Source organism: Stenotrophomonas sp. NLF4-10, from assembly GCF_022359915.1.
Taxonomy (GTDB): Bacteria; Pseudomonadota; Gammaproteobacteria; order Xanthomonadales; family Xanthomonadaceae; genus Stenotrophomonas; species Stenotrophomonas daejeonensis.
Window position 1 is genome coordinate 2,768,111 of sequence record NZ_JAKSEE010000003.1, and the last position, 19,069, is coordinate 2,787,179.

Consider the following 19,069-nt stretch of genomic DNA (forward strand, 5'->3'; position numbering starts at 1 on the left):
CTATTCCGTACAGGTCAACGCCAGAAATGCATCAGCACGCCCAGCAGGGCGATCAGGCCGATGATCATCACGAAAGCGTAGTGATAGAGGAAACCGGATTGGGTGCGGCGCAGCAGGTTGGCGGCCAGCTCGACCACGCGGGCCGTGCCGTTCACCACCACGCCGTCCACCACCTTGCTGTCGATGGCGCGCGAGGCCTTGCCCAACTGCACGCTGCCGCCGGCGAAGCCGTCGATCCACAGCTTGTCGAAGCCGTACTTGTTCTCCAGCACCGAGACCAGCGGCGACAGGCTCTTGCGGGCCTTGCCGGCCAGTTCCGGCTTCCAGACGTAGAACACCCAGGCCAGCGCGAAACCGGCCACGGTCAGCCAGAACGCCGGCGCGGTCAGGCCGTGCAGCGCGAACTGCACCGCGCCATGCCAGCCTTCCTTGCCCAGCTCGGCGATGGTGTCGCGCGCCGGGTTGTTGAAATCGACGATGCCGGTGAAGAACGACATCGCCTGCCCCGGGATGCCGTGGCCGCCGGCATGGCCGGTCCAGTCGGTGCCGAACAGCATCGGACCGACGGTGAAGAAGCCGATCAGCGCCGACGGGATCGCCAGCAGGACCAGCGGCAGGGTCACCACCCACGGCGACTCGTGCGGCTCGTGCGCGCCGTGGCCGTGGTGGTCGTCGTGATGCGCGTCATGACCGTGGCCGTGATCGTCGTGCGCGTCGCGGAAGCGTTCCTTGCCGAAGAAGGTCAGGAACAGCAGGCGGAAGCTGTAGAAACTGGTGACGATGACGCCACCCAGCACCGCCCAGTAGCCATAGGTGGCCACCCAGCCGTGCGAAGTGTGGGCATGCAGCTCGGCCGCCTCGATGATGGTGTCCTTCGAGTAGAAGCCGGAGAAGAACGGGGTGCCGACCAGCGCCAGCGTGCCGATCCACATGGTGATGTGGGTGATCGGCATGTATTTGCGCAGGCCGCCCATCTTCAGCATGTTCTGCTCGTGGTGCATGCCGATGATGACCGAGCCGGCGCCGAGGAACAGCAGCGCCTTGAAGAAGGCGTGGGTCATCAGGTGGAACACCGCGCCCGAGTAGGCCGACACGCCCAGCGCCACGGTCATGTAGCCCAGCTGCGACAGCGTGGAATACGCAACGACGCGCTTGATGTCGCTCTGCACGATGCCGATCAGGCCGGTGAAGAAGGCCGTGGTCGCACCGATGAACAGGATGAAGTCCAGCGCCGCCTGCGACAACTCGAACAGCGGCGACATGCGGGTGACCATGAAGATGCCCGCGGTCACCATCGTCGCGGCGTGGATCAGCGCCGAGATCGGGGTCGGGCCTTCCATCGAGTCCGGCAGCCACACGTGCAGCGGCACCTGCGCCGACTTGCCCATCGCGCCGACGAACAGGCAGATGCAGATCACCGTGGCGATGCTCCACTGGTGGTTGCCGATCAGCTGGATCGTGGCGTGGCCGACCACGTCGTTGCCGAGCGCGGCGCCGGCATTGGCGAACACGGTGGCGTAGTCCAGCGAACCGAACACCCACAGCACGCCGGCGATGCCCAGCAGGAAGCCGAAGTCGCCGACGCGGTTGACCAGGAACGCCTTCATGTTGGCGAAGATCGCGCTGGGCTTCTTGAAGTAGAAGCCGATCAGCAGGTACGACACCAGGCCCACCGCTTCCCAGCCGAAGAACAGCTGCAGGAAGTTGTTGCTCATCACCAGCGCGAGCATCGAGAAGGTGAACAGCGAGATGTAGCTGAAGAAGCGCTGGTAGCCGTCGTCGTCGGCCATGTAGCCGATCGAGTAGATGTGCACCAGCAGCGACACGAAGGTCACCACCGCCATCATCATCGCGGTCAGGCGGTCGACCATGAAGCCGACGTGCGCCGAATACTGGCCGACCTCGAAGAAGGTGTAGACGTTCTGGTTGAACGGCTGCACCCCACCCCACAGCAGTTGGTACAGCACGTGCAGCGACAGCGCGCAGCTGACCGCCACGCCGAGGATGGTGACGTACTGCGCGCCCTTGCGCCCCACCTGGCGACCGAACAGGCCGGCGATGATGCTGCCGAACAGCGGCGCCAGCACCACTGCAATCAACAGACTCTTGGAGAGAGTGATTTCCATCTGCGGTTCAGCCCTTCAACGAATCGACTTCGCCCACGTTGATGGTGTGGCGTGTACGGAACAGGGTCACCAGGATAGCCAGGCCGATGGCGGCCTCGGCCGCGGCCACGGTGAGGATGAAGAACACGAACAGCTGGCCGGCGGTGTCGCCGAGCTCGCGCGAGAAGGCGACGAAGTTGATGTTCACCGACAGCAGCATCAGTTCGATCGACATCAGCAGCACGATGATGTTCTTGCGGTTGAGGAAGATGCCGGCCACGGAGATGCAGAACATCACCGCGCCCAGCGCGAGCATGTGGCCCAGGGAAATCATGGCTTGGCCTCCTCGCCGCCTTCGTTCTTGGTTGCGGCCGGCGCGGCCGGCTTCTCGGCCGCCATCTTGATCACGCGCAGGCGGTCGCCGGCCCTGACCATCGTCTGCGCGGTCGGGTCCTGCGTCTTCACGCCGGTGCGGCGGCGCAGGGTCAGCATCACCGCGGCGACCACCGCCACGGTCAGGATCACCGCGGCGAACTCGAACGGCAGCAGGTATTCGGTGAACAGGCTGCGTGCCAGCCAGGTGATGTTGGAGCTGTCGGCGGCCAGCGCGGCGGCGTTGTCGGCAGGGAACGCATCGACCGAGCGCGCCTTGATGCCGATCAGTGTCAGCATCTGCACCAGCATCACCACCGCGACCACGAGCCCGACCGGCAGGTAGCGCACCCAGCCTTCGCGCAGGCTGGAGGTGTCCACGTCGAGCATCATCACCACGAACAGGAACAGCACCATCACCGCGCCGACGTACACCAGCACCAGGGTCACGCCGAGGAACTCGGCGCCCACCAGCAGCCACACGCAGGCGACGGAGAAGAAGGTCAGGATCAGGCACAGCACGGCGTACACCGGGTTGCGCACGCTGATCACCGAGGCGGCGGCGACGCCGGCCACGACCGCGAAGAACCAGAAAGCGATATTCAACCAATCCATCTTCCGGTCCTCAGCGGTAAGCGGCGTCGGCGGCGCGGCGCTCGGCGATCTCGGCTTCCAGCCGATCACCCAGCGCCAGCAGCTGCGGCTTGGTGACGATGTTCTCGCCACGGTTCTCGAAGTGGTATTCGAGGACGTGGGTTTCCACGATCGAATCCACCGGGCAGCTCTCCTCGCAGAAACCGCAGAAGATGCACTTGAACAGGTCGATCTCGTAGCGGGTGGTGCGGCGGGTACCGTCCTCGCGCTTGGCCGAGTCGATGGTGATGGCCAGCGCCGGGCACACCGCCTCGCACAGCTTGCAGGCGATGCAGCGTTCCTCGCCGTTCGGGTAGCGGCGCAGCGCGTGCAGGCCGCGGAAGCGCGGCGACTGCGGGAACTTCTCCATCGGGTACAGCACGGTGTACTTCGGCCGGAACGCGTATTTCAGCGTCAGCCACATGCCGGCGATCAGCTCCAGCAGCAGCAGGCTCTTGAAATAGTGGGTGATCTTTTTCATGAATCAAACGCCCCTCTGGATCACGCCGTAGAACACCATCAACGCGGTCACCGCGATCCACGCGATGGTCAGCGGGATGAACACCTTCCAGCCCAGACGCATGATCTGGTCGTAGCGGAAGCGCGGGAACGTGGCACGGAACCAGATGTACGAACTTGCGAAGAACAGCACCTTCAGCAGCAGCCACGGCCAGCCGCCGGTCCAGATCCAGTTGACCCACGGCGACACGTCGGCCGTGATCCAGCCCTGCAACGGGCTCAACCAGCCGCCGACGAAGAAGATCGAGATCAGGAAGCTAACCAGGATCATGTTGGCGTACTCGGCCAGGAAGAACAGCGCGAACGCACTGCCGGAGTACTCGACCATGTGCCCGGCGACGATTTCCGACTCACCCTCGACCACGTCGAACGGCGAGCGGTTGGTCTCGGCCACGCCGGACACCCAGTACACGACGAACAGCGGCAGCAGCGGCAGCAGGAACCAGTCGAAGAAGCCCGAGTTGCCCTGCTGCGCCAGCACGATCTGGCTCAGGTTCAGACTGCCGGCGGCGATCATCACGCCGACCAGGGCGAAGCCCATCGCGATCTCGTAGCTGACCATCTGCGCGGCCGAGCGCATCGCGCCGAGGAAGGCGTACTTGGAGTTCGACGCCCAGCCGGCCAGGATCACGCCATAGATGCCCAGCGAGGTCATCGCCAGCAGGTACAGCAGGCCGACGTTGGCGTTGGACAGCACCAGCTTGTAGTCGAACGGCACCACCGACCACGCCGCGAACGACGGCGCCAGCACGATCAACGGCGCCAGCACGTAGATCGCCTTGTGCGCACTGGCCGGGCGGATGATTTCCTTGAACAGCAGTTTGAAGACGTCGGCGAACGCCTGGAAGATGCCCATGCCGACGTACATCGGCCCGTGGCGCACGTGCATCCAGCCGATCAGCTTGCGTTCCCAGACCACGTAGAAGGCCACCGAGATGATCACCGGCATGGCGATCAGCAGGATCTTCAGCACGGTCCACAGCACCAAGCCGATGTCGCCCAGCGACAGGAACCACTGGTACAGCGGGTCGACCGCGTTCAACAGCAACTCGTTCATGCAGCCACCACCGTTACCCGAGCGGCGCCCAGCGGCGCGGTGGCGCCGTGGCCCGATTCAATCCAGACCGTGCCGGCGGCGACGCGGGCATCGACCACGACCGGCAGGGCCGCCTTGCCGGCATCGGTGCCGACCTTGGCCATCTGCCCTTCGACCAGTTGCAGGCGCGCGGCATCGTCGGCGTTGAGCACGATGCACGGCGCGTTGTTCAGCGGATGCGCCTGCAGCGCTTCGGCGCGGCGCACCACCGCGTCGGTGCGGTAGATCGCCGGGGTGCAGGCCACTTCCAGGCCCTCGCCCGCCACCTGCGGCTGCGCCGAGGCGGCCACGGCGACCTGCACCGGCTGCAGGCCGGCACGCAGGCCGGCCAGGTCGGTGAAGTCGAAACCGGCCAGTTGCAGTTCGCCGCCCAGTGCGCGCAGCACGCGCCAGCCCTCGCGGGCCTCGCCCGGCAACTTGCCGCCGGCACGGGCCTGCTGGTCGCGGCCGTCGAGGTTGGTCAGGGTGGCGTCGATTTCCGGCAGCGCGCCGATCGGCAGGATCACGTCGGCGACGTCGCGGGTGGAGACACAGGCGAACTGGCTGAACGCCACGACCTTGCCTTCCAGCAGCGGCTTGCGCGCGGCCGGCGCATCGGCAAAGTCCAGACCCGGCTCGATGCCGTACAGCACGTAGGCCTTGCGCGGCTGCGCCAGCATCGCACCCACGTCCTTGCCGGCCGGCAGCACGCCGACGCGCGACAGGCCGACGGCGTTGGCACCCTGCGGGATGCGGCACAGCCTGGCGCCGGTGGCGATGACGAAGTCACGCGCGGCGGCGCGGATCGCGGCGGCCTGCGGGTGGTTCTCGGCGATCGCGCCGACGATGACGACGGTGTTGCCGCCAGCCTTCACCGCCTCGCGCAGTTCCGCGTTGCCCAGCGCTTCGACGAACTTCGACGGGGCGACGATCTGCTTGCCGGCCAGGGTGAAGGCGAAATCGAAATCGACCGGGTTGACCGCGAAGATCTGCGCGCTCCTGCCGGTCTGCGCCTTGCGCAGGCGGGCGTGCAGCAGCGGCAGCTCGTGGCGGATGTTGCTGCCCAGCAGCACGATGCGGTCGGCGTTCTCGATCTCGGCCATCAGCAGGCCGAACGGCTCGGCCACGGCGGCGTCGGAGAAATCGCGGTTGTTGATGCGGTGGTCGATGTTCTGCGAACCCAGCCCCGCCGCCAAACGCGCCAGCAGCGCGCCTTCCTCGTTCGAGGTGGACGGGTGCACCAGCACGCCGAGGTCGTCGCCACGGTGGGCTTCGAGGATTTCACGGGCGGCGGCCAGGCCCTCGGCCCAGCTCACTTCCTGCCACTCGCCATTGACCTTGCGCAGCGGCTTGACCGCGCGGTCGGCGGCGTACAGGCCCTGGTGCGAGTAACGGTCGCGGTCGGACAGCCAGCACTCGTTGACCATCTCGTTGTCGCGCGGCACGGTGCGCAGCACTTCGCCGCGGCGCACGTGCAGGAACAGGTTCGAGCCCATCGCGTCGTGGTAACCCAGCGATTCGCGCGCGGTCAGCTCCCACGGGCGGGCGCGGAACTGGAACACCTTGTTGGTCAACGCGCCCACCGGGCACACGTCGATGACGTTGCCGGACAGTTCGGTGGTCAGCGGCTTGCCGTCGTAGGTGCCGATCTGCAGGTTCTCGCCGCGGTACATGCCGCCCAGTTCATAGGTGCCTGCGATCTCCGCGGTGAAGCGGATGCAGCGGGTGCACTGGATGCAGCGGGTCATCTCGGTGGCGACCAGCGGGCCCATGTCCTCGTCGGCGACCACGCGCTTGCGCTCGTTGAAGCGGCTGACCGAACGGCCATAGCCGAGCGAGACGTCCTGCAGCTCGCATTCGCCGCCCTGGTCGCAGACCGGGCAGTCCAGCGGGTGGTTGATCAGCAGGAACTCCATCACCGAGCGCTGGTACTTGAGCGCCTTCTCGTTGCGGGTCTGGATCTTCATGCCGTCCATGACCGGCGTGGCGCAGGCCGGCGACGGCTTCGGCGACTTCTCCACGTCCACCAGGCACATGCGGCAGTTGGCCGCGATCGGCAGCTTCTCGTGGTAGCAGAAGCGCGGGATCGGGATGCCGGCCTTGTCGGCGGCCTGGATGATCATCGAGCCCTTGGGCGCGAACAGCGTCTGCCCATCGATCTCGATGGTGACGTGTCCTTCCGGCGCCACCGGCGCCTCGCTCGGGTTCACGGGTTGCGCGCTCATGCGGCAGCAGCCTCCACCTTCTTGCCGTCAACCATCGAATGACCGTTGACGATGTAGTACTCGAATTCGTCCCAGAACTGGCGCAGGAACCCCTGGATCGGCCACGCCGCCGCTTCGCCGAAGGCACAGATGGTGTGGCCCTCGATCTGCCCGGCGACGGTGCGCAGCTGGTGCAGGTCCTCCATCGTGGCCTTGCCGGCGACGATGCGCTCCAGCACCCGGTGCATCCAGCCGGTGCCCTCGCGGCACGGGGTGCACTGGCCGCAGGATTCCTTGTGGAAGAACTGGCTGATGCGGCAGGCGAACTTGACGCAGCACACGCTGTCGTCCAGCACCACGATGGCGCCCGAGCCCAGGCCGGTGCCGAGCGCGCGCAGGGTGTCGTAGTCCATCTGCAGGCCCTTGAGCTGCTCGGCCTTGAGCACCGGCATCGACACGCCGCCCGGCACCGCCGCCTTCAGCGTGCGGCCCGGACGCAGGCCGCCGGCCATTTCCAGCAGCTCGTCGAAGGTGGTGCCCAGCGGCACTTCGAAGTTGCCGCCCTTCTGCACGCAGCCGGAGACCGAGAAGATCTTCGGGCCGCCGTTGGCGGTCAGGCTCAGGCCCTTGAACCACTCCGGGCCGTTGCGGATGATCGCCGGCACCGAGGCATAGGTCTCGGTGTTGTTGATCGTGCTCGGCTTGCCGTACAGGCCGAAGTTGGCCGGGAACGGCGGCTTGTAGCGCGGCTGGCCCTTCTTGCCTTCCAGCGACTCCATCAGCGCGGTTTCCTCGCCGCAGATGTAGGCGCCGGCGCCCAGCGCGCCGTAGATGTCGATGTCCACGCCGCTGCCCAGCACGTTCTTGCCCAGCCAGCCGTGCTTGTAGGCATCGGCCAGGGCCTGCTCGAAATGCTCGAACGGCTCGTGGTGGAACTCGCCGCGCAGGTAGTTGTAGGCCACGGTGGAGCCGGTGGCGTAGCAGGCGATCGCCATGCCCTCGACCACCGAATGCGGGTTGTAGCGCAGGATGTCGCGGTCCTTGCAGGTGCCCGGCTCGGATTCGTCCGAGTTGCACAGGATGTACTTCTGCGGCGCGTCCTTGGGCATGAACGACCACTTCAGGCCGGTCGGGAAGCCCGCGCCGCCGCGGCCGCGCAGGCCGGACTGCTTGACCATCTCGATGACGTCGGCCGGCGCGATCTTCTCTTCGAGGATCCTGCGCAGCGCGGCGTAGCCGCCGGTCTTGAGATAGTTCTCGTACGACCACGGGGTGTCGTAGTGCAGCGTGGTGTAGACCACCTGGTGCGGAAGCGGCGCCGGTCCGACCGGGCCCTTGGATTCGTGGTGTGCCATGCCTTACTCCAGCCCGTCCAGCAGCGCGTCGACCTGGTCCAGCGTCAGGCGCTCGTGGTAGTGGCCGTTGATGACCATCATCGGCGCGCCCGCGCAGCCGGCCAGGCACTCCTCCTCGCGCTTGAGGTAGATGCGGCCGTCCGCGGTCGATTCGCCGTGCTTGATGCCCAGCTTCTTCTCGCAGTGGCGCACGATGTCCTCGGCGCCGTTGAGCCAGCAGCTGATGTTGGTGCAGATGGCGACGTTGTTGCGGCCGACCTTCCCGGTCTCGAACATCGAGTAGAAGCTGGCGACCTCGTAGGCCCACACGAACGGCAGGTCCAGGTACTTGGCCACCGCGGCGATCAGCTCGTCGTTGAGCCAGCCCTGGTTCTGCTCCTGCGCGGCATGCAGGCCCTGCAGCACCGCCGAGCGCTTGCGCTCAGGCGGGAACTTCGCCAGCCAGTGATCGATGTGAGCACGGGTCTTGTCGCTCAACACCACCATCGGGTCGACGTCGCGCGCCGCCTCGAAATTGCCTGTCGCCTTCATCGGCCGACCTCAACGAATACCGGATTCTTGGAAACCGATGCCCGCGGCAGCGAAGCCGCGCAGGCACCGGGCGTTGTGCGATGGCCCGGCATTACCGGTCGACCTCGCCGAACACGAGGTCGTAGGTGCCGACCATCGCCACCACGTCGGCCAGCATGTGGCCACGCACCACCGAGTCGATCGACGACAGGTGGGCGAAGCCGGGCGCGCGCAGGTGCGCGCGGAACGGCTTGTTGGCACCGTCGGACACCAGGTAGCAGCCGAACTCGCCCTTGGGGGCTTCCACCGCGGCGTAGGTTTCGCCGGCCGGCACGCAATAGCCTTCGCTGAACAGCTTGAAGTGGTGGATCAGGGCTTCCATGTCTTCCTTCATTTCCGCCCGCTTCGGCGGCGCGACCTTGAAGTTCCTGACCATGACCGGGCCGGGGTTGGCCTTCAGCCACTGCACGCACTGCTTGACGATGCGGTTGGATTCGCGCATCTCGGCGACGCGGACCAGGTAGCGGTCGTAGCAGTCGCCTTCCTTGCCCAGCGGGATGTCGAAGTCCACCGCGTCGTACTTGGCGTAGGGCTGCTTCTTGCGCAGGTCCCACTCGATGCCCGAGCCACGCAGCATCACGCCGGTCATGCCCCATGCCAGCGCATGTTCCGGGGTGACCACGCCGATGCCGACGGTGCGTTGCTTCCAGATGCGGTTGTCGGTGAGCAGTGTTTCGTATTCGTCGACGCGCTTGGGGAACTCGTTGGTGAAGTTCTCCAGGAAGTCCAGCAGCGAGCCTTCGCGGGCGGCGTTCAGGCGCTTGAGCGCGCCGCCCTTGTGCCAGCGCGACTCCTTGTACTTCGGCATCGCGTCCGGCAGGTCACGATAGACGCCGCCCGGACGGTAGTAGGTCGCGTGCATGCGCGCGCCGGACACCGCTTCGTAGCAGTCCATCAGCTCCTCGCGCTCGCGGAATGCATACAGCATCACCGCCATCGCGCCGAGGTCGAGCGCGTTCGAACCCAGCCACATCAGGTGGTTCAGGATGCGGGTGACCTCGTCGAACAGGGTGCGGATGTACTGCGCGCGCTCCGGCGCCTCGATGCCCATCAGGGTTTCGATGGCGCGCACGTAGGCGTGCTCGTTGCACATCATCGAGCAGTAGTCCAGCCGGTCCATGTAGCCGATGGACTGGTTGAACGGCTTGGACTCGGCCAGCTTCTCGGTGGCACGGTGCAGCAGGCCGACGTGCGGATCGGCGCGAACGATGGTTTCGCCGTCCATCTCCAGGATCAGGCGCAGCACGCCGTGCGCGGCCGGATGCTGCGGGCCGAAGTTCATGGTGTAGTTGCGGATCTCCTGCCGGGCTTCGGCGGGATTGCTGGCGAACGCTTCGTGCGCCTGCTGGAACTCGTTCACTTGCTTGCCTCCGTCTGCGCGCGCTCGCCTTCGGCGGTCTGGTAGCGGGCGTCGTCGCGGATCACGCGGGCCACGCCGACGCGCGGCTCGACCGAGGTCACCGGCTCGTAGACCACGCGCTTCTTCTCTTCGTCGTAACGCACTTCGACGTTGCCGATCAGCGGGAAATCCTTGCGGAACGGGTGGCCGACGAAGCCGTAGTCGGTCAGGATCCGGCGCAGGTCCGGGTGGCCCTCGAAGATCACGCCGTACAGGTCGAACGCCTCGCGCTCGAACCAGTTCAGGCCCGGCCACACGCCGGTCAGCGAAGCCACCACCGGCAGCGACTCGCTCGGCGCGAAGCAGCGGATGCGCAGCAGCTGGTTGTGCTTATAGGAGCGCAGCTGGACGACGACGGCGAAGCGCTGCTGCGGCATCGTGTCGGGCTGCGCCCCTTCGCCGCCTTCCTCGTGGCTGGGGAACTCGCCCCAGGCGAAGCGGCCGGTGGCCTTGCCCTCGACGCCGCGGCTGAAGCCCTGCGAGGACACGTCGGCGGTGTCCCACTCGTCGCTGCCGTAGCCGAGGTAATCGACGCCGCACAGGTCGGTGGCGTGCTCGAAGCCGAGCTCGTCGCGCAGCGCCAGCGCCGTGGCATGCCAATCGGCCGCGGGAACCTCCAGCGTCACTTCGCCGCGCGGTTCGACCACGGTGATCTGCGCACCGGCGAAGCGCGCGCGAAGTCGGTCGATGAGTGGTGCTGCTTGCTGGGCCATGAGGCTGGCGTGCTCTTGAACTTGAAGGGAAATCAGCGGGCGATGGTCTGGGTGCGCCAGATCTTCTTCTGCAGCTGCAGGATGCCGTAGACCAGCGCCTCGGCGGTCGGCGGGCAACCCGGGACGTACACGTCCACCGGCACCACGCGGTCGCAGCCGCGCACCACCGAATAGGAATAGTGGTAGTAGCCGCCGCCGTTGGCGCAGCTGCCCATCGAGATCACCCACTTCGGGTCGGGCATCTGGTCGTAGACCTTGCGCAGCGCCGGGGCCATCTTGTTGACCAAGGTGCCGGCGACGATCATCACGTCGGACTGGCGCGGCGACGGGCGGAACACCACGCCGTAGCGGTCCAGGTCCAGGCGCGAGGCGCCGGCGTGCATCATTTCCACCGCGCAGCAGGCCAGGCCGAAAGTCATCGGCCACATCGAGCCGGTGCGCGCCCAGTTCAGCAGGGCGTCGACGCTGGTGGTCACGTAGCCCTTGTCGAGCAGCGGGTTGTCGCCTTCGGGGCGCAGGATGTCGTCAACCCGCCCTTCCGGGATGGGGTTGTTCATCAGGCCATCGAGCGTCTGAATCACTCCCATTCCAGCGCTCCCTTCTTCCACACGTAGACAAAGCCGAGGAACAACATGCCCACGAACAGGCCCATGGTGACGAGCGAGCGGGCGCCCAGTTCCATGAAGACCTGGGTCCAGGGCACGATGAAGATGATTTCCAGGTCGAAGACGATGAACTGGATGGCGATCAGGTAGTAGCGCACGTCGAACTTCATGCGCGCGTTCTCGAACGCCTCGAAGCCGCATTCATACGGCGAGAGTTTCTGCTCGTCGGGGCTGCGGGGACCAAGGAAGCGACCGACCAGCATCAGGGCGATGCCAATGCCGGTGGCGACGATCAGGAACAGCAGGGACGGCAAATATTCGGCCAGCACAGCGATTCTCTCTTGCCTCTGCCCGGGCACCTGCGGGTGCCAAGGCATGGGGTTGACGGGATTTGCCACGGCGGGCGCTGCCGCAACCCGCGTACCCGCGTACGAACAATGGTGCCCAAGAGGGGACTCGAACCCCTACGACTCTCGTCGCTACCACCTCAAGGTAGTGCGTCTACCAATTCCGCCACCTGGGCTTTGCATCCGCGCATCTGCCTGCGCAGTGCGCCGCGCATTGTAACCGTCTTCAGTCTTTGTGTGCGCTTTCGGCGGGCTTTTCTTCGCCCTGTTGCGGCACGTCGGCGGCCGGCGCCGCGGCCTGCGGCACTTCGACCTCGGCAGGCACGGCCGCCTGCGGCACGGCCTGCAGTTCGCTCACCGGCGCCGCCGGCGCTTCGATCTGCGACATCACGCCCAGGCCCTCGTCGGCGGGGCGGTTGCCGCGGCTGGCGTACCAGGCCATGAACAGGCTGATGCCGAAGAACACCACGGCCAGCCACTTGGTGCTCTTGGACATGAAGTTGGACGCGCCGCGCGCGCCGAACACCGTGCCCGAGGCACCGGCACCGAACCCCGAACCGGCGGCCGCACCGGAACCGCGCTGCATCAGGATCAGCGCGATCATCGCGATCGCCACCAGCACATAGATCACATTGAGGATCGTCATCAACATCGCAAAACCGTCCCGGACATTTCGTTAGCGGCTGGCCGCCGCCTGTGCGATGGCCAGGAAATCGGCAGCCACCAGCGAGGCGCCGCCCACCAGCCCGCCATCGACGTCCGGCTGCGCAAACAGCTCGGCGGCGTTGTCGGGCTTGACGCTGCCGCCATACAGGATCGGCAACGAATCGGCGATTCTAGCATCGCGCCCGGCAACTTCGCCACGGATGAACGCATGCACCGCCTGCGCCTGCCCCGGGGTGGCGGTGCGGCCGGTGCCGATGGCCCAGACCGGCTCGTAGGCCACCACCGCCCGCGCGAAGGCGGCCACGCCGGCCAGTTCCAGCACCGGCGCCAGCTGCGCGGCGATGACCTGCTCGGTCGCCCCGGCCTCGCGCTGCTGCAGCGTCTCGCCCACGCACAGCACCGGGACCAGCCCGGCATTGGCCGCGGCGACGAACTTGCGCGCCACCAGTTCGTTGCTTTCATGGTGGTACTGGCGGCGCTCGGAATGGCCGACCAGACCGTAGCCGGCGCCCACGTCCACCAGCATCGACGCCGACACCTCGCCGGTATAGGCGCCCTTTTCGTTGCTGCTGACATCCTGCGCGCCGAAGGCCAGCGCCGTGCCCTCGAAATCCTCGACGAGGTCGCCCAGGTAGGGCAGCGGCGGCAGGATCACCAGTTCCACCCCTTCCAGCGGCAGGCCGGCGGCCACCTGCCCCACCAGCTCGCTGGCGAATTGACGGCTGCCATGCAGCTTCCAGTTACCGGCAACGATCTTGCGGCGCATTCAGGAACGACTCCCATGAAAAGTGGGCGAAGGATAGCCCACTACAGACAGCCGCAGGACAAGCGGCGGACAACCCGGGACAAACCCGATATTCCGGGTAGTGCCGGCCGCTGGCCGGCAACCGCAACAATGACAGGGTAGGTCGGGGCTGCGTCCCCGACGCTTGATGTCGAATGCATGGAGCGTCGGGGACGTAGCCCCGACCTGCGGATGGCGAGGAGTGCGAGGTTGCCGGCCAGCGGCCGGCACTACCCGCAAGTACAAAGGCCGCCTCGCAGCGGCCTCCGTTGCTTACTTCAGCTTGATCTCGCGCAGGCGCTCTTCGAGGAAGCCGTGGGCGGTGATCGGCTCCGGGTAGCGGCTGGGGTTGTCGGCGCTGATGCACGAGGGCAGCACGTCGATCAGGAAATCCGGGTTCGGGTGCAGGAAGAACGGCACCGAGTAGCGCGGCTGCCGCGCCAGGTCGCCCGGCGGGTTGACCACGCGGTGGATGGTGGACGGGTACACATGGTTGGTCAGGCGCTGCAGCATGTCGCCGATGTTGACCACGATGGTGTCCGCGTCCGAGGTGAACGGCACCCACTCGCCCTCGTGCGACTGCACCTCCAGCCCGGCGGCGCTGGCGCCGACCAGCAGGGTGATGAAGTTGATGTCGCCATGCGCGCCGGCGCGCACGTTGGGGATGTCGTCGGTGGTGATCGGCGGGTAGTGGATCGGGCGCAGGATCGAGTTGCCGTTGTTGGTCTTGTCGGCGAAATAATCCTGCGGCAGGCCGATGTGCAGCGCCAGCGCCGACAGCACCCGCGAACCCAGCGCATCGAGCTTCTGGTACAGGCCGTAGCCATGCTCGCGGAAGCCCGGCACTTCGGCCGGCCACAGGTTCGGCGGCATCACCGCGCGGTACTTCGAGTCGTCGGCGATCTCGCGGCCGATGTGCCAGAACTCCTTGAGGTCGAAGTGCTTGGAACCCTTGGCGGTTTCCACGCCGAACGGAGTGTAGCCACGGGCGCCACCGCCGCCGGGGACGTGGTACTGCTTCTTCACTTCCTCGGGCAGGGCGAAGAACGCCTTGAACACGTCGTAGGCGGCGTCGATGTCGGCCTGGGCGATGCCGTGGTTGCGGATGCCGGCAAAGCCCCACTGGCGGTAGGCCGCGCCCAGCTCGGCCACGAAGGCCTCGCGGTCGCTGTCGAAGCGGGTGATGTCGAGGGTGGGAATGCGGGAACTCACGGGACTACTCCTGGGAAAGGTTCAGGGCGCCGACGTTGCCGCCGCGCCCCGGGGAATGCATTGATCCGGCTCAGGCCGCCCCTGCGGCGGCCCTGACCGCGTCGGCGAGGCGCTCGAGCGTGGCCTGCACCAGCCCGGCATCGTCGGCCTCCACCGTCACCCGCACCACCGGCTCGGTGCCGGACGGGCGCAGGAAGGCGCGGCCGCGGCCGGCCACCGCCTGCTGCGCGGCCGCCAGCGCCGCCACCACCGCGTCGGACTGCACCATCGCCTTGGCCGGCACGCCCTGCCCGACCCGCACGTTGACGGTCTGCTGCGGCACCCGGCTCAGGCCGGCCAGCGCCTGCTGCAGGGTGATGCCGCGGTGTTTGAGCACTTCCAGCACCTGCAGGGCGCTGATGATGCCGTCGCCGGTGGTCGCCCGGTCCAGGCACAGCAGGTGGCCGGAGGCTTCGCCGCCGAGCACGCCGTCGTGCTCCAGCAGCGCCTGGTGGACGTAGCGGTCGCCGACGTTGGCGCGGATGAAGCCGATGCCCGCCTTCGCCAATGCCTGCTCGAAGCCGAAGTTGGTCATCAGCGTGCCCACCACCGGGCCGCGCAGGCGGCCGCTGGCCTGCCAGTCCAGCGCCAGCAGGTACAGCAGGTCGTCGCCGTCGTGGACGTTGCCGTCACCGTCCACGAACAGCAGGCGGTCGCCGTCGCCGTCGAAGGCGATGCCCAGGTGCGCGCCAACCGCGCGCACGCGTTCGGCCAACGCCTCCGGATGCAGCGAACCGACGCCGTCGTTGATGTTCACGCCATTGGGCTCGACGCCGATGGCATCGACGCTGGCACCCAGTTCGCGCAGCACCAGCGGGGCCACCTGGTAGGTCGCGCCATGCGCGCAGTCCACCGCGATGCGCATGCCGGACAGGTCGAAGTCGCGCGGCACCGAGTTCTTGCAGGCCTCGACGTAGCGCCCGATGGCGTCGCGGGTACGCACCGCCTTGCCCAGCTGCTCGGACGGCACGGTCGAGAACGGCAGGTCGAGCGCGGCCTCGATCGACAGCTCGGTGGCGTCGTCGAGCTTCTCGCCCTGCGCGGAGAAGAACTTGATGCCGTTGTCGTGGTGCGGGTTGTGCGAGGCGGAGATGACGATGCCGCCGTCGGCGCGCAGCGAGCGGGTCAGGTGCGCCACCGCCGGGGTCGGCATCGGCCCCATCAGCTGCACGTGCACGCCGGCGGCGACCAGCCCGGCTTCCAGCGCGGCCTCGAACATGTAGTTGGAGATGCGGGTGTCCTTGCCGATCACCACCAGCGGCTTGCGGCCGGTGCCCCGCGCCTGCAGCGCCTTCACCAGCGTCTGCCCGTAGGCGTTGCCCAGGCGCAGCACGAAATCGGCGGAAATCGCCCCTTCGCCGACCCGGCCACGGATGCCGTCGGTGCCGAAATACCTGCGCGCGGCCATCAGGCTGCCGCCGTGTCGTCGCCCGGGCGCGACTGGCGCATCAGCATCGCCAGCAGCTCGGCCAGGCGCTCGCGCATCTGGCGGCGGTCGCAGATCTGGTCGATGGCGCCGTGTTCGAGCAGGAACTCCGAGCGCTGGAAGCCTTCGGGCAGCTTCTCGCGCACGGTCTGCTCGATCACGCGCGGGCCGGCGAAGCCGATCAGCGCCTGCGGCTCGGCGATGTTGATGTCGCCCAGCATCGCGAACGAGGCCGACACGCCGCCGGTGGTCGGGTGGGTGAGCACCGAGATGTACGGCAGCCCGGCCTCGCGCAGCTTGGCCAGCGCGGCCGAGGTCTTGGCCATCTGCATCAGCGAGAACAGGCCTTCCTGCATGCGCGCGCCGCCGCTGGCGGAGAAGTTGACGAACGGGCAGCCCAGCTCCAGCGCGGTTTCGGCGGCCAGCGCGAAGCGCTCGCCGACCACCGAGCCCATCGAGCCGCCCATGAAGGCGAAGTCGAACGAGGACGCCACCAGCGGGCGGCCCTTGAGGGTGCCGCGCATCGCCACCAGCGCGTCGTACTCGCCGGTGTTCTTCTGCGCGGCCTTGATCCGCTCGGCGTACTTCTTCTGGTCCTTGAACTTGAGCAGGTCGGTCGGCCCCAGCCGGGCCGCGATCTCGGTGGTGCTGTCGGCATCGAACAGCGCCGCCAGGCGGGCGCGGGCGCGGATCGCCATGTGGTGGCCGCACTTCGGGCAGACCTCCAGGTTCTCCTCCAGCTCCGGCCGGTACAGCGCCGCGCCGCAGCTGCTGCACTTTTCCCACAGGCCCTCGGGGACGCTGCGCTTCTTGGTCGGCGAGTTGTCGGTGCGGATGCCGGACGGCATCAATTTGCTGATCCAGCTCATGCGGGATGACGGTTCCGTTCAGGGCGGCCGGGGGCCGCGAGAAGGCCGACAGTCTAGCGCGCGGCGGCAAACCGACGGTAGCGTACAGAGTCCGGCGCCCCTGCCCCGTATCGCCCGAAAACCGCCGTGACCATCCATTTCCGCCAGATCGACAGCCCGCTGGGGCCGCTCACCGTGTCCGCGTCCGAACACGGGCTGCATGCGCTCGAATTCCCGCAGGACAGCTGGTTCCTGCCCCGCGACGGCTGGCGCGAGGCCGACCACCCGCTGCTGTCACGGACGCGGGTGCAGCTGGACGAATACTTCGCCGGGCGCAGGCGCGCCTTCGACCTGCCGCTGGCGCCGCAGGGCACGCCGTTCCAGCGCGAAGTCTGGTTCGCGCTGGCGGACATTCCCTATGGACAGACCAGTACCTACGCGCAGCTGGCCGCACGGCTGGGACGCCCCGGCGCCAGCCGCGCGGTGGGCGCGGCCAATGGCCGCAACCCGCTGGGCATCCTCCTGCCCTGCCACCGCGTGGTCGGCGCCAATGGCGCGTTGACCGGGTTCAGCGGCGGGCTGGAGGCCAAGCGGTTTTTGCTGGAGCTGGAAGGGGCATTGCCACGACCGGCAGCCGATCTGTTCGAGCAGACAACGTAGATGCGGGGCTTGCCCCGCACGGGTGCTTGCCCGGTGAAGTTCCCTGCCGGGCAAGCCCGGCAGCTACGGTTGGGCGGCGGCTGGTTTGCACGACGACGTAACCTGCGAGCGACCCCGCATAAATCAGGCATCCAATGCTTGCCGCAACGGGGCGAGGAACTCGCTGGCATCGCGCACGGCGGCTTCGACCGTGCCGGCCTCGGCCATCGCCGCGACCAGTGCGCTGCCGACCACCACGCCATCGGCATCGACCGCCATCGCCGCGGCGCTGGCCGCGTCCTTGATGCCGAAACCGGCCACCACCGGCGTTTTCGCCCGGCTGCGCAGCAGCCGCAGGCGCTCGCCGGCGGCGGCGCTGTCCAGCCGCTCCGAGGCGCCGGTGACGCCGGCGAAGCTGACGTAATAGAGGTAGCCCTGCGCCGCCTCGCACAGTCCGGCGAGCCGTTGCTCGCTGCTGGTCGGCGAGGCCAGCAGGACCAGCGCCAGCCCGGCGGCGGTGAACGCGGCGCGGGTTTCGGCGGCTTCTTCCGGCGGCAGGTCCACCAGCAGCACGCCATCCACGCCGGCGGCCACCGCCTCGGTGGCGAACCGTGCCGCGCCGCGGATTTCCACCGGGTTGAGGTAGCCCATCAGCACCACCGGCGTGGCCGTATCCCGCTGCCGGAACGCGGCCACGCTGTCGAACACGTAGCGCAGCCCGGCGCCCCGCCCCAGCGCGCGCTCGGAGCTGCGCTGGATGGTCGGGCCGTCGGCCATCGGGTCGGAGAACGGCACGCCCAGTTCGAGGACGTCGGCGCCGGCGGCAACCAGCGCGTGCATCACCGGCACGGTGGCTTCCAGCGCCGGGTCGCCGGCGGTGATGAAGGGGATCAGCGCCTTGCGGCCGGAAGCGCGCAGGCGGGCGAAGCATTCGTCGATTCGGGTCACGGGCATCTCAGGCACATCCTTCGATCAGTTCGACCGCTTCGGGCTGGCCCCAGTAGATCGCGGTCACCACGCCATCGAGGGTTTCCAGGCGCAGGGCCAGCCGGGCCTGCGGGTCGGTCCAGGTCAGGTACTCGCCATCGGGCGAGGCGTAAGCGTGCGGGCTGGCCACCACGCCGGCGGGCAGGCGTCCGCGTGCCTCGGCTTCGGTCATGCCGACCCACAACCCGAACGGCAGCGGCGGCCCGTCGGCGTCCGGCGCGCGCTCGTCGTGGGCGTCGAAACGGGCGATATGGTCGGCGATGACCATCATCGACAGGCCCGCCGGCAGCGTGCCGCCTTCGTAGTATTCGCAGTCGCCTTCCATCAGCTCGCGCATGCCGGCGGAGGCGAAGGCGTCGTCGCCCGGCCCCTGGCCGAACGCCGCGCCGACCTGCAGTTCGCCCACGCCGGCCAGTTGCGCTGCCGCATCCGTCGCCGGGGCCGGTTGCGTGGCTTCCGGCGGCGTTGCCTGCGCGCCTGCCGGCAGCGGCCGCACCTCGGGCTCGGGCGGCTTGCAGGCCGTCAACGCCATGCCCAGGCAGGCCAGCGCGCCCATGCGGAACAAGCGCCC

General features: G+C 67.8%; 20 protein-coding genes and 1 tRNA gene. 1 reads left to right on the plus strand and 20 read right to left on the minus strand.

Annotated elements, in window-relative coordinates; translation table 11 throughout:
* Positions 1-14: 14 nt before the first annotated feature.
* The 18 genes from nuoL to accD all read right to left on the minus strand — a co-directional run bounded on the left by nuoL (position 15) and on the right by accD (position 16,893).
* Positions 15-2,126, minus strand: a complete 2,112-nt coding sequence (nuoL, locus tag MIC98_RS13070) for an NADH-quinone oxidoreductase subunit L (RefSeq protein ID WP_239737416.1) — start codon at positions 2,124-2,126, stop codon at positions 15-17.
* A 7-nt stretch (positions 2,127-2,133) separates the two neighbouring features.
* Positions 2,134-2,439: an NADH-quinone oxidoreductase subunit NuoK gene (gene nuoK, locus MIC98_RS13075; RefSeq protein ID WP_057640727.1), complete on the minus strand. Its 306-nt coding sequence runs from the start codon at positions 2,437-2,439 to the stop codon at positions 2,134-2,136.
* Positions 2,436-3,092, minus strand: coding sequence for an NADH-quinone oxidoreductase subunit J (locus MIC98_RS13080; protein WP_239737417.1), 657 nt, complete (start codon positions 3,090-3,092; stop codon positions 2,436-2,438). The genes nuoK and MIC98_RS13080 overlap by 4 nt, the downstream gene beginning before the upstream one ends.
* Positions 3,093-3,102: 10 nt before the next feature.
* Positions 3,103-3,591, minus strand: a complete 489-nt coding sequence (nuoI, locus tag MIC98_RS13085) for an NADH-quinone oxidoreductase subunit NuoI (RefSeq protein WP_057640722.1) — start codon at positions 3,589-3,591, stop codon at positions 3,103-3,105.
* A gap of 3 nt (positions 3,592-3,594) precedes the next feature.
* Positions 3,595-4,686: an NADH-quinone oxidoreductase subunit NuoH gene (gene nuoH, locus MIC98_RS13090; protein WP_239737418.1), complete on the minus strand. Its 1,092-nt coding sequence runs from the start codon at positions 4,684-4,686 to the stop codon at positions 3,595-3,597.
* Positions 4,683-6,929, minus strand: a complete 2,247-nt coding sequence (nuoG, locus tag MIC98_RS13095) for an NADH-quinone oxidoreductase subunit NuoG (RefSeq protein WP_239737419.1) — start codon at positions 6,927-6,929, stop codon at positions 4,683-4,685. Before nuoG ends, nuoH begins: the two co-directional genes overlap by 4 nt.
* Positions 6,926-8,263, minus strand: a complete 1,338-nt coding sequence (gene nuoF / locus MIC98_RS13100; RefSeq protein ID WP_057640716.1) for an NADH-quinone oxidoreductase subunit NuoF — start codon at positions 8,261-8,263, stop codon at positions 6,926-6,928. The genes nuoG and nuoF overlap by 4 nt, the downstream gene beginning before the upstream one ends.
* 3 nt (positions 8,264-8,266) lie before the next feature.
* The gene (gene nuoE, locus MIC98_RS13105; protein ID WP_239737420.1) at positions 8,267-8,794 is read right to left on the minus strand and encodes an NADH-quinone oxidoreductase subunit NuoE; all 528 of its coding nucleotides are present in this window, start codon (positions 8,792-8,794) and stop codon (positions 8,267-8,269) included.
* Between the two features lie 91 nt (positions 8,795-8,885).
* Complete coding sequence (locus MIC98_RS13110) at positions 8,886-10,193, minus strand: NADH-quinone oxidoreductase subunit D (protein ID WP_057640712.1); 1,308 nt, start codon at positions 10,191-10,193, stop codon at positions 8,886-8,888.
* Positions 10,190-10,945 (minus strand): NADH-quinone oxidoreductase subunit C, encoded by a 756-nt coding sequence (locus MIC98_RS13115; protein ID WP_057640709.1) that lies wholly within the window; start codon positions 10,943-10,945, stop codon positions 10,190-10,192. The genes MIC98_RS13110 and MIC98_RS13115 overlap by 4 nt, the downstream gene beginning before the upstream one ends.
* A 32-nt stretch (positions 10,946-10,977) precedes the next feature.
* Positions 10,978-11,532, minus strand: coding sequence for an NADH-quinone oxidoreductase subunit B (locus tag MIC98_RS13120; RefSeq protein WP_057640706.1), 555 nt, complete (start codon positions 11,530-11,532; stop codon positions 10,978-10,980).
* Positions 11,523-11,879, minus strand: coding sequence for an NADH-quinone oxidoreductase subunit A (locus tag MIC98_RS13125; RefSeq protein ID WP_239738177.1), 357 nt, complete (start codon positions 11,877-11,879; stop codon positions 11,523-11,525). The genes MIC98_RS13120 and MIC98_RS13125 overlap by 10 nt, the downstream gene beginning before the upstream one ends.
* A gap of 109 nt (positions 11,880-11,988) precedes the next feature.
* Positions 11,989-12,073: transfer RNA gene (locus MIC98_RS13130), tRNA-Leu, on the minus strand.
* A gap of 50 nt (positions 12,074-12,123) precedes the next feature.
* Positions 12,124-12,549, minus strand: a complete 426-nt coding sequence (secG, locus tag MIC98_RS13135; RefSeq protein WP_239737421.1) for a preprotein translocase subunit SecG — start codon at positions 12,547-12,549, stop codon at positions 12,124-12,126.
* 24 nt (positions 12,550-12,573) lie between these two features.
* Positions 12,574-13,329 carry a triose-phosphate isomerase gene (gene tpiA, locus MIC98_RS13140; RefSeq protein ID WP_239737422.1) on the minus strand — a complete coding sequence of 252 codons (756 nt, stop codon included), beginning with the start codon at positions 13,327-13,329 and terminating at the stop codon, positions 12,574-12,576.
* Between the two features lie 291 nt (positions 13,330-13,620).
* Entirely contained in the window at positions 13,621-14,559 is a 939-nt protein-coding gene (locus MIC98_RS13145; protein ID WP_239737423.1) for a 2-oxoglutarate and iron-dependent oxygenase domain-containing protein, read from the minus strand.
* A gap of 70 nt (positions 14,560-14,629) precedes the next feature.
* On the minus strand, positions 14,630-16,006 hold the full coding sequence (gene glmM / locus MIC98_RS13150) for a phosphoglucosamine mutase (RefSeq protein WP_239737424.1): 1,377 nt from the start codon (positions 16,004-16,006) through the stop codon (positions 14,630-14,632).
* Positions 16,006-16,893: an acetyl-CoA carboxylase, carboxyltransferase subunit beta gene (gene accD / locus MIC98_RS13155; RefSeq protein ID WP_239737425.1), complete on the minus strand. Its 888-nt coding sequence runs from the start codon at positions 16,891-16,893 to the stop codon at positions 16,006-16,008. Before accD ends, glmM begins: the two co-directional genes overlap by 1 nt.
* Positions 16,894-17,019: 126 nt before the next feature.
* On the opposite strand from accD, the gene MIC98_RS13160 reads away from it, so the two are divergent.
* Positions 17,020-17,532, plus strand: a complete 513-nt coding sequence (locus MIC98_RS13160) for a methylated-DNA--[protein]-cysteine S-methyltransferase (RefSeq protein ID WP_239737426.1) — start codon at positions 17,020-17,022, stop codon at positions 17,530-17,532.
* 123 nt (positions 17,533-17,655) lie between these two features.
* Here MIC98_RS13160 and trpA read toward each other — a convergent pair whose 3' ends face one another.
* On the minus strand, positions 17,656-18,459 hold the full coding sequence (gene trpA / locus MIC98_RS13165; protein ID WP_239738179.1) for a tryptophan synthase subunit alpha: 804 nt from the start codon (positions 18,457-18,459) through the stop codon (positions 17,656-17,658).
* A gap of 7 nt (positions 18,460-18,466) precedes the next feature.
* Positions 18,467-19,063: a hypothetical protein gene (locus MIC98_RS13170; protein WP_239737427.1), complete on the minus strand. Its 597-nt coding sequence runs from the start codon at positions 19,061-19,063 to the stop codon at positions 18,467-18,469.
* Positions 19,064-19,069 lie beyond the last annotated feature (6 nt).